This window comes from Rhizobium sp. CIAT894, assembly GCF_000172795.2.
Classification (GTDB): Bacteria; Pseudomonadota; Alphaproteobacteria; order Rhizobiales; family Rhizobiaceae; genus Rhizobium.
Genome location: NZ_CP020947.1, coordinates 680839 through 694244 on the forward strand (window position 1 = coordinate 680839; position 13406 = coordinate 694244).

At 60.8% G+C, this 13406-nt stretch carries 15 protein-coding genes; 9 read left to right on the forward strand and 6 right to left on the reverse strand.

The genetic code is table 11. From position 1 onward, the window contains the following. Positions 1–5: 5 nt before the first annotated feature. The 4 genes from RHEC894_RS03345 (at position 6) to RHEC894_RS03360 (ending at position 4137) form a co-directional block, all read left to right on the forward strand. A complete protein-coding gene (locus RHEC894_RS03345; RefSeq protein WP_003584234.1) occupies positions 6–395 on the forward strand; it encodes a hypothetical protein in 390 nt (129 codons plus the stop codon). Between the two features lie 167 nt (positions 396–562). Then, positions 563–2254, forward strand: a complete 1692-nt coding sequence (fliF, locus tag RHEC894_RS03350; RefSeq protein ID WP_085736158.1) for a flagellar basal-body MS-ring/collar protein FliF — start codon at positions 563–565, stop codon at positions 2252–2254. A gap of 380 nt (positions 2255–2634) precedes the next feature. Next, positions 2635–3381 carry a LuxR C-terminal-related transcriptional regulator gene (locus RHEC894_RS03355; RefSeq protein ID WP_085736160.1) on the forward strand — a complete coding sequence of 249 codons (747 nt, stop codon included), beginning with the start codon at positions 2635–2637 and terminating at the stop codon, positions 3379–3381. A 9-nt stretch (positions 3382–3390) separates the two neighbouring features. Further along, positions 3391–4137: a helix-turn-helix transcriptional regulator gene (locus RHEC894_RS03360; protein WP_085736162.1), complete on the forward strand. Its 747-nt coding sequence runs from the start codon at positions 3391–3393 to the stop codon at positions 4135–4137. A 98-nt stretch (positions 4138–4235) separates the two neighbouring features. On the opposite strand, the gene RHEC894_RS03365 is transcribed toward RHEC894_RS03360, so the two are convergent. The 6 genes from RHEC894_RS03365 to motA form a co-directional block, all read right to left on the reverse strand. Further along, the gene (locus RHEC894_RS03365) at positions 4236–4679 is read right to left on the reverse strand and encodes a hypothetical protein (RefSeq protein WP_085736163.1); all 444 of its coding nucleotides are present in this window, start codon (positions 4677–4679) and stop codon (positions 4236–4238) included. 5 nt (positions 4680–4684) lie between these two features. After that, positions 4685–5764 carry a flagellar biosynthesis protein FlhB gene (gene flhB / locus RHEC894_RS03370; RefSeq protein ID WP_085736165.1) on the reverse strand — a complete coding sequence of 360 codons (1080 nt, stop codon included), beginning with the start codon at positions 5762–5764 and terminating at the stop codon, positions 4685–4687. A 185-nt stretch (positions 5765–5949) separates the two neighbouring features. Further along, the gene (gene fliG / locus RHEC894_RS03375; protein WP_085736167.1) at positions 5950–6990 is read right to left on the reverse strand and encodes a flagellar motor switch protein FliG; all 1041 of its coding nucleotides are present in this window, start codon (positions 6988–6990) and stop codon (positions 5950–5952) included. A 28-nt stretch (positions 6991–7018) separates the two neighbouring features. After that, positions 7019–7606: a flagellar motor switch protein FliN gene (gene fliN / locus RHEC894_RS03380; protein WP_085736169.1), complete on the reverse strand. Its 588-nt coding sequence runs from the start codon at positions 7604–7606 to the stop codon at positions 7019–7021. Between the two features lie 65 nt (positions 7607–7671). Beyond that, a complete protein-coding gene (locus RHEC894_RS03385) occupies positions 7672–8619 on the reverse strand; it encodes a FliM/FliN family flagellar motor switch protein (protein ID WP_085736171.1) in 948 nt (315 codons plus the stop codon). Beyond that, positions 8620–9492, reverse strand: a complete 873-nt coding sequence (motA, locus tag RHEC894_RS03390; protein ID WP_085736173.1) for a flagellar motor stator protein MotA — start codon at positions 9490–9492, stop codon at positions 8620–8622. A 252-nt stretch (positions 9493–9744) separates the two neighbouring features. On the opposite strand from motA, the gene flgF reads away from it, so the two are divergent. From flgF to flgC, 5 genes are all read left to right on the forward strand, one after another. Then, positions 9745–10479 carry a flagellar basal-body rod protein FlgF gene (gene flgF / locus RHEC894_RS03395; RefSeq protein WP_085736175.1) on the forward strand — a complete coding sequence of 245 codons (735 nt, stop codon included), beginning with the start codon at positions 9745–9747 and terminating at the stop codon, positions 10477–10479. Positions 10480–10481: 2 nt separating this feature from the next. Further along, positions 10482–11879 (forward strand): flagellar protein export ATPase FliI, encoded by a 1398-nt coding sequence (gene fliI / locus RHEC894_RS03400; protein WP_085736177.1) that lies wholly within the window; start codon positions 10482–10484, stop codon positions 11877–11879. 2 nt (positions 11880–11881) lie between these two features. Further along, the gene (locus RHEC894_RS03405; RefSeq protein WP_085736179.1) at positions 11882–12424 is read left to right on the forward strand and encodes a flagellar protein; all 543 of its coding nucleotides are present in this window, start codon (positions 11882–11884) and stop codon (positions 12422–12424) included. Positions 12425–12591: 167 nt separating this feature from the next. Beyond that, positions 12592–12984 carry a flagellar basal body rod protein FlgB gene (flgB, locus tag RHEC894_RS03410; protein WP_085736181.1) on the forward strand — a complete coding sequence of 131 codons (393 nt, stop codon included), beginning with the start codon at positions 12592–12594 and terminating at the stop codon, positions 12982–12984. A 5-nt stretch (positions 12985–12989) separates the two neighbouring features. Continuing rightward, positions 12990–13406: a flagellar basal body rod protein FlgC gene (gene flgC / locus RHEC894_RS03415; RefSeq protein WP_085736183.1), complete on the forward strand. Its 417-nt coding sequence runs from the start codon at positions 12990–12992 to the stop codon at positions 13404–13406.

Here is a 13406-nt window from a genome sequence, read left to right on the forward strand (position 1 = left end):
TTTATATGACATTTAACCCGGTGATGGAGCCGCCTGCGCCTGTCGAAGCGCTGAGCGACATCCTGATGCGCATCGTTTCCGAACTTCACGATGTTGCCTACCTCATCGAGCGCATCGAGCCGCAGCTTCTCGACCTCGGCGGTGCCGAAATCCTCAATTCACCTGATGCCATGAAGGTCATGCAGGGCATCGATCTGGCCGTGCAGAAATCCCGTGGCCTTGCCGAGTTCATCGACACCATCACCGGCGAAATCCCGCACGGCTGGGCAGTCGACGTCGCGACCGCCCTCAGCCTCGTCAAGCTGGCGGAGATGCAGAAGGCGTTGGGCGGGGCCACCCGCCACGGCCATTCCCAGCCGCTGAGCAAGGCAGCCGGCGACTTCGATTTCTTCTGATGCATGCCACCGCGACGTGTGCCGCGGTTCCGGGATAACGACTGCATGAGACAGGGAGCCTTTCGCTCCCGCACGCGCTTTACGAAACGCTCGCACAAGTTTCGCCGATTATTCGTCAGATGAGGCAATAAGCCTGCTTTGTCTTTGACGGATCGCGCGAGAACAGAATGAATCTGTTAAATCAATTAGTTCAGATCTTTAAGAACTTCGGTTCCCTTGGCCGAACACGCCTGATGATTCTCGGAGGCGTCGGCGCCGTCTCCATCGCAATCGTCCTTGCGGCCGCCCTTTTCGTCAACAAACCGGCACAGGAAACGCTCTATGTCGGTCTGGACCAGCCGGATCTCAACCAGATCAGCATGGCGCTTGCCGAAGCCAACATCAATTTCCAGGTCGGCACCGACGGCTCCAGCATCAGCGTCCCCGCGGGCATGACGGGCAAGGCCCGCCTGATGCTTGCCGAGCGCGGCCTGCCGAACAGCGCCAATGCCGGTTACGAACTCTTCGACAATGTCGGCTCGCTCGGCCTGACCTCCTTCATGCAGGAGGTGACGCGGGTTCGAGCGCTGGAAGGCGAAATCGCCCGCACCATCCAGTCGATCTCGGGTATAACAGCCGCGCGCGTGCACATCGTCATGCCGGAGGTCGGAAACTTCCGCAAGCAGGAGCAGAAGCCGACCGCCTCCGTCATGATTCGCGCCAGCGCTGTCACCGGACGGAGTGCGGCGACCTCGATCCGCCACCTCGTCGCCTCGGCCGTGCCGGGGCTTGACGTCGATGACGTGACGATCCTCGATTCCGCCGGTCAGTTGCTCGCTTCCGGTGACGACGCGAGCAACAGTTCGCTGAACCGCTCGCTCGGCATCGTCCAGAACGTTCAGCAGGAAGTCGAATCCAACATCGACAAGGCGTTGGCACCCTTCCTCGGCATGGACAACTTCCGCTCCAGCGTCACCGCCGACCTCAATACGGACGCCCAGCAGATCCAGGAAACGACCTACGATCCCGAATCCAAGGTCGAACGTTCGGTCCGTTCGACGAAGGAAGCTCAGCAGTCGCAGCAGAAGCAGTCCGATAGCGCGACGACGGTCGAGCAGAACGTTCCCCAGGCCGCTCCCGAGGCCGGTGGTTCCTCCGGGCCGGCATCGGAAGACAAGTCCGACAAGCGCGAAGAGCAGACCAACTACGAAATCAACAGCAAGACGACGGCGACGACCCGCAACAGCTACAAGGTCGAGAAACTTTCGATCGCCGTGGTGGTCAACAAGGGCCGCATCGCCAAGATGGTCGGCGAGCCTGCCGACCAGGCCAAGATCGACGCCTATGTTGCCGAGATGAAGAACATCGTCGCTTCGGCAGCCGGCATCGACGCCAAGCGGGGCGACGTCGTCACCGTCACAGCCATGGACTTCCTCGAAAACCAGCTGCTTGAAGACGCCACCGGCGGTGTCCGCGTCATGGACATGCTGAGCCGCAACCTTGCCGGCATCATCAACTCGCTGGCCTTCGTCGCGGTTGCCTTCGTGGTGGTCTGGATGGGCCTGCGGCCTCTGGTGCGCAGCGTCAGCGGCAACGGCGCCACCTCGGTTCTCGGCGACGCGACGCCGGAAGCGGCCGGCCTCGAGCTTCCGGACTTCGCGCCGGCGGCCGGCGCCCCCGGAGGCGCGCTCATGGACGGCTTCGGCTCCGACTTCGGCTTCGACAGCACCGAAGATCTGCTCAGCCTCGGCGACGACGACGGCAACTTCAACCGCCGCGTCAAGGAAGGCCCGGAACGCAAGCTCTCCCGCATGGTCGAGATCAACGAGGAGCGCGCCGCGAAAATCCTCCGGAAATGGGCGATCGACGACGCAGCATAAGAAAAGAGGCCGGGCAACCGGCCTTTTTCTATCGGTGCCAAGCTTCATTTTCTGGAATGGGTTGAGCACCCACCATCCGACCGTACTGAGTGCCGCTGCCGGGAACTTGATGGCCGGACTCGCGTAAAAGGCGAATGAAGTTGCGAGACCGCCAGAATCATCTTAGCCTCCCCATATCTTGAGGGGTGGAATTGATCATCGAATCAGTGCATGGGCGGCAGCGGAAGTAAATCCCTAGAAGTCGGAGATGGCGATTTGCATCGGCTGGCTTACCCTTAGGTGATTCGAAATGGGATTCGAGCGGGACTTGAATTGAATCCCTTATACAAAAATTGCTGTTGCACCGACTTTGATCGTTTCTCAGCCGCAGGACATTGCCAATGGATATGGATGTAATTCAGGCGAGCAAAGGCGAGAGGCAAATGTCGAATTTCGCGAGCGCGGTGGTGGCGGATCTGTTGCCGCGCGATGAACTGCTCCAGCGCCTGCACGGTGTCGCCGACACTGGCAGGTTGCAGTCTGGTCTGCGCGCGCTGACGGAGTATGTCGGTGCGTCGCACTACCTTCTGGCGCGCTGCGATCTCCTCCAGGAAAGCGGTCTCGATTTCATCGTTTCGTCCGATTGGCCCTTCGACCTGGTCAGGGATATCGCCAATGATCTGGTGCGCGGCTATGCCCGTTCGACGGAGCTGGAAAAATGCATGCAGGTCTTCCAGCCGAATTTTGCTCTCATGCCTGACAACGCCGACGTGCCGGACGGCGCCAGCCGCCAATATTGTTCTCTCACCTTCAATGTCGGTCGGTCGCGGCTGGCCTTGATGTTCCTGTTCGGCGAGGGCTTCATCCTTTCGCCGGAGCGCCTGCGGGATGTCGGCCTGCTTGCAGGTTATGTCGCGAGTTTCCTTCGCTGCGGTGGTACCAGGGTCGACCGCGATTTCGATTTGACGGATCGCGAGCTGGAATGCCTGTTCTGGATCGCCGAGGGCAAGACCAGCGACGAGATCGCGATGATCCTCGGCATCTCCCGCAATACCATCAACAACTACATCACCAGCGTGATGCGCAAGACGGCGACCAAGACACGGTCCGAGGCCATTGCCTTCGCCGTCCGCAATAATCTCGTATAGGGGGAATCCATGGCGCATCCATCAGCCAGGACGATGAGCAGCGCCGATCAGCTGCGCATGGTGCGTGTGAACAGGATTTCCAGCCGGTCCGATCTGTTCCCGCGGCTGATTGCGATGCAGAAGCTTGCCGATGCGCAGGGGTTCGCGATCTTTCGCGTCAGCGGCTCGGGCATTCCGGCAAAGCAGCGCCTGGTCTGCGAGCTCGAGAACTGGGGTTCTGCCAATGCCGGTTTCGGCAAGGCTTTCACGGATGCCTACGGCGATATTCTTCTCGACCATATCGAAAAATCGTTGTTGCCGCTCTCATGGGCCGGCGGTTACGACCGCGCCGCGCCCGGTCCTGCCGACTTCGCGCCGTTCATGACGCGGCTGCAGGACGGTATCCTGCCTTTTTCCGGCCTTGCCTTTCCGGTGCGGCTCGGCGCCGTCGGCAACGGTTTCATCCTTTTCACCGGCGACGAGATCGACCCCTCGAGCGATACCATCGTCGAGCTGCACGGTCGCTGCTGCCATATCATGATGGATCTGCTCTCGCTCGACGAACGCCGCACGGCTGCCGCCGAGGCGCTCAGCGAACGTGAGATCGCCTGTCTCCAGCTTGCCGGCGACGGCCGCATCAGCGAAGAGATCGCCGACAAGCTCGGCCTCTCGGTGCACACCGTGAACGCCTATCTCGGCTCGGCGACCATCAAGCTCGATTCGGTCAATCGCATCCAGGCGATCGCCAAGGCAATCCGGCTCGGCTATATCAGCTGACCCCGACAGCGCAGGAACCTGGAAACCGGTTGCGATTTCGGGTTCGAAGCAGGCGGCTTCAAACCTGCTTCATGTGATGTGCTTTTGCCTTGAGAGTGTCAGCTGGCCAGCGCCCGTGGCGTCTGGTTGACGTTGTAACGCGATTCCCGAAGGCTTTTTTTCAGGAAGATGGTGTTCTCGTCGGGATCGGCCGAGGGATTCTGAAAAGCGATGTGGTTGATCTCGATGCCGGCATGGTCTTCGGCAAGGGTGAGCTGGGCGTAGACGGTGACCCCGCGCGGCTTGATTTCCAGGTCGAGCACGACTTCGGGCTTGCCGCCCCATTCCAGCGTATAGTTGCCGCCCAGGCCGAAATTCACCGTGCCGGGATGAAAGAAAAGCTCGGCTGCCGAGGCGACGAGATCGGAAAGATTGCCGTAATACTCGAAGCGCAGCAGTGAAATAAGGTCAGAGGCATCCAGAAGGCGCAGTTCGGTGGCGACCGGGCTGATCGCTTCTGCCAGGATTTTCTCACGCTGGGTAGAGTGGGGGCATTTTTTCATTCGGCTTATCTTACCCGTTTGTTCTTGGCGTCTGCGGCGTAGACCCGGTGGATCAGCTCCGCAACGGCCTTATAGAAGACTGACGGGATGACACTATCGACCGAGACTTGCGCAAACATGGAGCGCGCAAGCGGCGGATCTTCGAACACCGGGATACCGTTCTGCTCGGCGATCTCCCTGATCTTGAGCGCGATGAGGTCCTGGCCCTTGGCCAGCACCACCGGCGCATCGTTTTCTTCACGCGCGTAACGCAGCGCCACCGCATAGTGCGTCGGGTTGGCGATGACAAGCGTTGCGCGGTGCACGTCGGCGATCATTCGCCGGCGCGCGCGGTCGCGCATCAGCGAGCGCTGCCGGCCCTTGACGAAGGGGTCGCCCTGCGCCTGCTTGTTTTCTTCCTTGACCTCGTGCCGCGTCATCTTCAGTTCGGTGAACCAGTGATGACGCGTCCAGAAAATATCGGCGATCGCCACGATCGCGGTCGCGATCAGCACGACGATGATGATCTTGCGCATCGCCGCCGTGATCCGCACGAGGATCGTCTGCGGGTCGGAAAACATCGCATCGATCGAGCTGAAATATTCGCTCCGGAGCACGAAAAACAGGATCACCCCGACGACGACGACCTTGAATAGTGACTTTCCGAACTCGATGAGGCCTGGCAGGCTGAACAGCCGTCCCCAGCCTTTGGCGGGAGAGATGCGCGAGGCCTGCGGACGGATGCGTTCGAGCACCGGCGTCGGCAGGTTCTGGAAGACGGAGGAGGCGATGCCGAACACCATGAACATGATGAGAGCCGGCGCCACCAACGCCGCACTTGCCCAGCCGAGCCGGACGAACAGCGAAAGGATGTCCGGCCCCGTCTCGATCTTCCATTGGTCCGGCTGCTCGAAGATGTCGCGCAGCGTTTCCGTCATGCGCCCGACGCCCTCGGGAAGGAAAAACACCAGATAGATGTAGGTGGCAAGGATGGTCGCGAAAATCGACAGCTCGCGTGAAGACGGCAAATTGCCTTTTTCCGCGGCGTCGGATTGCTTTTTCGCGGTCGGGGCTTCTGTTTTGCTATCCTTGTCATCGTCTGCCAAGTCGCAGCCCTCCGTCAATGAAATAGGCCGCAGCATCAAAACAATGAGCTAAAGCGCGTCGCCGGAACCGAGGTTCTTCGCGACGCGCTTTAAAGCGCAGCCAATCACTTGAAGGGTAGTCGCCTGCGACACGGCGATCAACGGCCGCTTTGCCGCACGCCGGATTTGTCAACAGTCTCGGAAGATTAGGCGGCTGCCGAAGCGTCGCCTTCCTTCTCCTTGAGCTCGATCTGACCCGAGTTGGCCAGGCGAATCGCTTCCTGCGCCACGGCGCGCCGCGCAATGGCGATCTCGCGCGGATTGACGCCGCCCATGCCGTTCTGCAGATCCGATTCGATCATGCGGCGCTGGCGCGGGCTGATGGCGGAGAGAACCGATTCGCGGATATCGGCCGGCGAGCCGCGCAGCGCGACGGTGAGCACATCCGTCGAGATGTCGTTGAGCAGCAGCACGCGGCTGCGCTGCGGCATGTACATGAGGTCTTCGAACAGGAAGATCTTCGGGCGGACCTTGTTGACCGATTCGCGGCTGATCGATTCGAGCGAGGTGAGCAGCGTATCGACCTGCGGCTTGTCGAGTTCGTTCATGAGATCGGCGACCTTTGTCGAGCCGGCGGCATTGCGCTCTGCCTCGATCTCGGCAAGCAGCGTCATCACCTGGTTCTCGATGATCTGCGCAGCCTTCGGGCTGACGGTCTTCATGTTGACCGTTCGGTTCATGATGTCGGCGCGGCGATTATCGGGAAGCTGCAGCAGCACCTTGGCGCCGAAGTTGGAAGGCATCATCGAAAGAATATAGGCGACGGTCTGCGGATGTTCGCGCAGCAGGAACTGGGCAACGAATGTCGGCTCCGCCTCGCTGAGGCGATCCCAGATCGAGGTTTCGTAGGCCTGGAATGCCGTGCGGCGGCCGAGCAGGCTGTCGACTTCGTCGGGCGTCAGGCCTTCTTCCAGAATGGCCTCGATCGCCTTGGCGTTGTCCATCAGTCCGGCGCCCTCTGTGAAGAGGTCTTCGAATTCGGAAACGAGCATCAGCAGCTCGTCCGGCGGAATGGCGCGCAGCGACTGAGCGGATGCGATAATGGTCTGCAGTTCGGCCTGGGTGAAATATTTCAACAGCCGGCCGGCGACTCCCTTTCCCATAGCGAGAAGAACAGCCGCCGCCTTTTCAGCCTGGGTCAACGGTTTCCCGGCTAGCGCGCCGCCGAAATCGTCAAAGTCCATCATGGTCTAACCTCTCCGTCCCACACAGGGATCAGGCTTTTTTCGTACTCAAAACTTCTATCAGTTTCACACCGAATCGGGTGTCGTCGTTATCAAGCACCGTAATTTCGCCGCGGGCAATCCTGCGGCCGTTCACCATAATCTCGACCGGTTCGCCGATTTTCTTGTCGAGGGCGATCGTCGCCCCTTCATTGAGGTTCATCAGGCCGGAGACCTGCATGCGGCTGGTGCCGAGCATGATCTGGACGTCGATCGGGATGTCCATGATCAGTTCGAAGTTGGAATTCAGGGCGCTGCCGAGCGGAGCCGGAGAAGCCTCGAAGGAGGAGCTGCTGCCGAAATCCATGCCCGCCGCCGCGCCGGCATTGCCGCCGCCGAAATCGCCACCGAAATCGCCGCCGCCGAACGGCGTTTCCGAAGCCTCGCCGCCGAAAGCCGCCAAGTCAGTCCCGGTTGCGAAGGGGTCGTCCTGCAGGTCGCCGCCAAACTGCGACAGGTCGCCATCGGCATCCTGCTTCAGCACGCCGCGCAGATCGTCGATCGCCTGGTCGAGATCCGCTTCGCTGCCCGGAAGATCCAGGGAGAGGTCGCTGTTCTGCTGTGTTTTCTTCGTTGCCATGAAATCACTATTCCAGTTGAAACTTGCCTCAAACTGCCTTTGCAGCCCAAAAGCCAGAGAACCGATTAATTCATTAAATGACGGATGAGTTCGTCATCCGAGTTCATCGTATCCTTGACGCGGACCATGTAGTTTTCGCCTGAACGCCCGAACTCGCACACATACAATTCCTTGCTGTTGGCACTGACCTCGACGCGCACGTCGCCGCTGTCGTGGAAGGGAATGACGTCGCCGACCATCAGCTTCGATATCGTGCGCAGCGTCAGGTCCTGCAGCCTGATCTTGGCCTCGAGCGTGACATGCGAACGGCGGACCTGGTCGCCGAGTTGTTCGGTCCATTCCGCCGACTGGCCGGTCTGGCGCTTCGGCTTCGGCGGCGTCACCTTGGTCTTGAGCAGCGCCGTCTGCGGAACGATCAGCGAAAATTCCGAAACGATGCCGGCAAGCGTGATCGACATGTTGATGGCGGCGGCGAACTCGTCCGGGCGGTCCTCCGGCGGCCGAGCGCGCATCTCGAGGGCGTGCGGGGCCGAAAGGCTCGGTTCGAAACCGCCGGGCGCGTTGACGGCCGAGCGCAGCACCTTGGCGATCTTGTCGAAAACCATCACCGCCAGATCGGTTTCGATGATCGACAGCAGCCGCTCGGCCGGCTCCTCGATCGTATCGGCGGTGGCGCCGAGCAGGTGCTCCATCAGCGTAATGACAAAGCCGTTGCCGCAGGCAAGCGTGATATTCTGCGACCAGTTGCGCAGCGTCGCATCGACGAGCGTGACGTTCGAGCTCAGGTCGTCGATCAGGTGGTTCTTGTAGCCGATCTCGCAACTGAGATAGTTGACCGTCACCTCGAGGCCGGTCTCGCTCTTGATCACGTCGGGAAAGAATTCGCTGTAGATTTCCCCGAAGGAGCTGCAGATCTTGGCAACCCTGCCCCTGTCGCCAAGCCCGCCTGTAAGCTTGGCGAGAAGGGCGGGATCCATTGCCGGTTTGTCATGCGAAGCATTGCTCATGGTCATTTAAGCCGCCTTGGTTTCGCCGCCTGGGTTCATCATTTCCTGTTCGACCGCATCGATGGACGGACGCTCGTAAGCCGAGATCGTCTTGCGGCCGTATTCGAGAGCGACCTGCGGCACCGAGCCGTTCATGTAGGCAAGCAGCGTCTGCTTGACGATGACGTAGAGGCGGTGCTGCTTGTTGCGGACGACCTTGATCTGGGAGACCAGCGGCGAGCACAGGCAGTAGGACAAGAGAATGCCGAGGAAGGTGCCGACGAGCGCCGAGCCGATCAGGTGCCCGAGCACCTCGGGAGAGTCGTTGATGTGGGCCATTGCCTTGATGACGCCGAGAACGGCCGCGACGATACCGATCGCCGGGAAGGAGTCGCCCATGATCTGGATGGCGTGGTAGGGTTTCATCTTGTCGTGCATGATGGTGTTGAGTTCTTCGTCCATCAGCGCTTCGATCTCGTGGCTGCGGGCGTTGCCGATGATGATCAGGCGCACGTAGTCGCAGATGAAGGCCGTCAGTTCCTTGTTCTTCAGAACGGTCGGAGCCGACTGGAAGATGGTCGATTCTGCCGGATTGTCGATATGGGCTTCGATTTCGTTTCGCGACTTGGTGCGCAGGTCGCGCATCAGCGAATAGAGCACACCGAGCGTATCGAGATAATTGCGTTCCTTGGGAACTGCGTGCTTGAAGGCTTCACCGAGCGCCTTGCCGGAATCCTTCACCACCTTCATCGGGTTTGCCATGATGAAGCTGCCGAGACCGGCACCGCCGATGATGACGAATTCGAAGGGCTGGAACAGGGCGTCGACGTGGCCGCCCATCGCCATGAAGCTGCCGATGACACAGCCGCAAACAACTACAAATCCAATAATAATGTTCATCGTCAGCCCAATCTGAACGTTACTTTTCTTTGAGACGGATAGGGTTTCTGCCTTGCGTGAGGCTGATGAAAGGCCGCCGGCAAGGCATTTTCGCGTGCCAGCTTCGCGCAAGCATCTGCCGTCAGTCTAAAGGAGACGAATGGGTCTCCGCGCCCGTTTCTGAGATGCCGCCTCAGCGAAATCCCGGCCGAACCAGACAGACGACGCCCGGCTTTTCGTTCCGTTCATCGCCAATGCTTGGAGCTTACCGACATGCAATCCGGTCTTTATGTTTCTCTGTCGTCGCAGATGGCGCTTGAAAAGCGCCTGACCACCATCGCAGACAACATGGCGAACGTGAACACGACCGGCTTTCGCGCCACCGAGGTGAAGTTCGACGAGATGGTGGCGGCGACCAAGAACAAGCTGAACACCAAGGTCGCCTTCGTTTCCCAGGGCAATGACTATCTGAACGAAAGCAACGGCGAACTGCAGCATACCGGCAACATGCTCGATTTCGCCATCAAGGGCGATGCCTGGTTTGCGCTCGATACGCCGGCCGGCCGAGTTCTGACGCGGGACGGCCGCTTCACGCTCAAGGATACCGGCGAACTCGTCTCGATCCGGGGATATCCGGTTCTCGACGCCGGCGGCGCGCCGATCCAGCTCGACAGCAAAGGCGGCGAACCGGCTGTCGGCACCGACGGCATCATCTATCAGAACAGCCGCCAGGTCGCCTCGCTCGGCCTGTTCGAGGCCGATATCAGCAAGGGTTACCTGCGCTACGAAAACAGCGGCATCATGACCACCGAACAGCCGCGCGCCGTCGTCGACCGTTTCAATGTCGGCGTCGAGCAGGGTTATCTCGAAAACTCCAATGTCAACGCCATGCGCGAAATCACCCAGCTGATCGAAGTCAACCGCGCCTTCGAAAGCGTCTCGTCGCTGATGCGCGACAGTGAGGATTCGTTCAAGCAAGCCGTCCAGACGCTTGGGGGCAGCCGCTGAGCATGAACACCACGCTCCTGCCCGAGGACGGACTTTCCCCGAAATTGGCGCATCTGGCCGATCTCGTCGACCGATACGTATCGCCGGACTTCGCCGTCGCCCATGGCGGTCGCGTGCACACCATCGCCGCCGGTCACTACACGGTTCGCGGCCTCTCCCGCCATGTGCGCCTCGGTGAATTCGTCGCCCATAAATCGGCGACCGGCATCCATCTCGGCGAGGTCGTTCGCGTCGAGCCGGATCTGATCTATGTCTGCCCGATCGAACCTGGCGAGCCGATCGGCATTCACGATACGGTCATCCGCAAGGGCGCCTTCCGCATCTCGCCGGCAGACAGCTGGTGCGGGCGCACCGTCAACTCGCTCTGCGAGCCGATCGACGAGCTGGGGCCGATCGCCGAGGGTCTCGACCGCCGTTCGATCTCCAATACTGCGCCGCCCTCGATGACCCGCAAGCGTGTCGCGACCGGCTTCAAGACCGGCGTGCGCGCAATCGACATCTTCTCGCCGCTCTGCCTCGGGCAGCGCCTCGGCATCTTCGCCGGCTCCGGCGTCGGCAAGTCGACGCTCTTGTCCATGCTCGCCCGCGCCGATGCCTTCGACAAGGTGGTCATTGCGCTTGTCGGCGAACGCGGCCGCGAGGTGCGCGAATTCATCGAGGATACGCTCGGCAGCAATATGAAGAAGGCGATCGCCGTCGTCGCGACCAGCGACGAGAGCCCGATGCTGCGCAAGATGGCGCCGCTGACGGCGGTCACTATCGCCGAACATTTCCGCGATAAGGGCGAAAACGTCCTCTTCATCGTCGACAGCGTCACGCGTTTCGCCCATGCGATCCGCGAAGTGGCGACCGCTTCCGGCGAGCCGCCGATCGCGCGCGGTTATCCTGCCTCCGTCTTCACCGAGCTGCCGCGCCTGCTGGAGCGCGCCGGTCCCGGCCCCGAGGGCGCCGGTACGATCACGGCGATCATCTCGATCCTCGTCGACGGCGACAACCACAACGACCCGATCGCCGATTCGACGCGCGGCATTCTCGACGGCCATATCGTCCTGCAGCGCAGCCTCGCCGAAGAAGGGCGTTATCCGCCGATCGATCCGCTCGCATCGATCTCGCGTCTTGCCCGCAAGGCCTGGACGCCGGACCAGGAGAAGCTGGTGTCGCGGCTGAAGGTGCTGATCCACCGCTTCGAGGAAACGCGCGACCTGCGGCTGATCGGCGGTTACCGCCAGGGCGCCGATCCCGATCTCGACATGGCGGTCAAGCAGGTGCCCATTATTTACGACGTCCTGAAGCAGTCTCCGGGCGATCGCGACTCGCCCGACGCCTTCGCCGATCTCGCCGGCGCGCTCAAAGCTGCAGCCGGCATGGGCAATCAGGCCGCCGCCATCCAGAGGAGATAGACGTGGCTGAATTTGACGACGAACGCATCGCTTCCCTGAACCAGCACAGGAAGACCGTCATGCTGGATCGGTTTCTGACCTTTACCGGCCTGGCGCTTGCCGGCGCTTCCGCCTTCTTCCCCTGGTACGTGTTCTTCAACGCCGACAAGTTCGGCATGAATGTCGCCGCCAGCAGCAATTCGCGCGAACTGCCGAACTGGCCGGCGCGCAACGTCTTCAGCGTTTCGCCGCTTGCCATGGTCAACAAGAATGAGGCGGACAAGAAGCCGCCGGCGGTCGACCCGCTGACGACGGCGACGGTCTCCGATCTCGGCAAGGAACGCCAGGGCCGCGCCATACTGGAAGATCAGCCTTTCCCCGGCACATCGTCCTTTCGGCTGCTGCACGTCTCCAACGGCCGGGCGCTGATCGAGGATCCCTCCGGCATGTATGTGGTGCGCGTCGGCTCGATCCTGCCCGACCAGAGCCGCCTTGCGACGATCGAACAGCGCCAGGGCAAATGGGTGATCGTCACCTCCAAGGGGGAGACCTACCAGAACAACTGAACCTTACGGCAGAGGCTGAAGGCAAAAGGGCTCCGCCGCAAACCGGCCGGAGCCCGGTTCATTTGTGGCGGAAGCTTTCGCCGAAAAGCGTCTCGAAGCCGGAATTCCCGTAAGTCCCACGCAAGATTACCGCACTAGGTTCGGGGCAGTAAAAACGGAGAGTTCTCATGCAACCGATCCAACTTTTCGACTTGGCTTCGCGACAGGCGGAATGGCTGACGATCCGTCAGCAGGTTGTTGCCGGCAACATCGCGAATGCCAATACCCCGAAATTCCATGCCAAGGACGTCACGCCCTTCGATGCCGTGCTCGATAAGTCCGACATCACCATGGCGCGCACCAATCCGGCCCATCTCAGCGGCAACGATTTCAGCGCCAGCGGCGATATCGACGTCAAGGACGCCGCACTCGATCAGGAAATCGGCGTTCAGGAATCCGGCAACACGGTCGGTTTGGCCGAAGAGCTCTCCAAGTCGGGCGATATCAAGCGCCAGTACGATCTGAACACCTCGCTGGTCAGTTCTTTCAACCGCATGATGTTGATGACCGTCAGGAAGTAAAAGTCATGGATCCGCTTTCAGCCGCAATGAAAATCGCCGGTTCCGGCCTCGAGGCGCAGTCGACCCGCCTGCGCATCGTTTCAGAAAACATTGCCAACGCCCGCTCGACCGGCGACACGCCGGGGGCCGACCCCTATCGCCGCAAGACGATCACCTTCGGCCAGCAGATGGATCGCGTAAGCGGCGTCGAGACGGTCAACGTCAAGAAGGTCGGCGAGGACGAGGGCGATTTCAGCACCGAATTCGATCCCAGCAATCCGGCTGCGGATCAGAAGGGCGTCGTCAAGCTGCCGAACGTCAACATCCTGGTCGAGATGGCCGACATGCGCGAAGCCAACCGTTCCTATGACGCCAATCTGCAGACCATCAAGCAGACCCGCGATCTCATCTCCTCCACGATCGACCTCCTGAAGAGCCAATAA

Excerpts from the sequence above, each read along its gene's own strand:
- RHEC894_RS03385 (WP_085736171.1), bottom strand. The coding sequence starts at position 8,619 with ATGACCATGAGCAATGCTTCGCATGACAAACCGGCAATGGATCCCGCC.
- fliG (WP_085736167.1), bottom strand. The coding sequence starts at position 6,990 with ATGATGGACTTTGACGATTTCGGCGGCGCGCTAGCCGGGAAACCGTTG.
- fliI (WP_085736177.1), top strand. The coding sequence starts at position 10,482 with ATGAACACCACGCTCCTGCCCGAGGACGGACTTTCCCCGAAATTGGCG.
- RHEC894_RS03345 (WP_003584234.1), top strand. The coding sequence starts at position 6 with ATGACATTTAACCCGGTGATGGAGCCGCCTGCGCCTGTCGAAGCGCTG.
- motA (WP_085736173.1), bottom strand. The coding sequence starts at position 9,492 with ATGAACATTATTATTGGATTTGTAGTTGTTTGCGGCTGTGTCATCGGC.
- flgB (WP_085736181.1), top strand. The coding sequence starts at position 12,592 with ATGCAACCGATCCAACTTTTCGACTTGGCTTCGCGACAGGCGGAATGG.
- flgC (WP_085736183.1), top strand. The coding sequence starts at position 12,990 with ATGGATCCGCTTTCAGCCGCAATGAAAATCGCCGGTTCCGGCCTCGAG.
- RHEC894_RS03365 (WP_085736163.1), bottom strand. The coding sequence starts at position 4,679 with ATGAAAAAATGCCCCCACTCTACCCAGCGTGAGAAAATCCTGGCAGAA.
- RHEC894_RS03355 (WP_085736160.1), top strand. The coding sequence starts at position 2,635 with ATGGATATGGATGTAATTCAGGCGAGCAAAGGCGAGAGGCAAATGTCG.
- flgF (WP_085736175.1), top strand. The coding sequence starts at position 9,745 with ATGCAATCCGGTCTTTATGTTTCTCTGTCGTCGCAGATGGCGCTTGAA.
- fliN (WP_085736169.1), bottom strand. The coding sequence starts at position 7,606 with ATGGCAACGAAGAAAACACAGCAGAACAGCGACCTCTCCCTGGATCTT.
- fliF (WP_085736158.1), top strand. The coding sequence starts at position 563 with ATGAATCTGTTAAATCAATTAGTTCAGATCTTTAAGAACTTCGGTTCC.
- RHEC894_RS03360 (WP_085736162.1), top strand. The coding sequence starts at position 3,391 with ATGGCGCATCCATCAGCCAGGACGATGAGCAGCGCCGATCAGCTGCGC.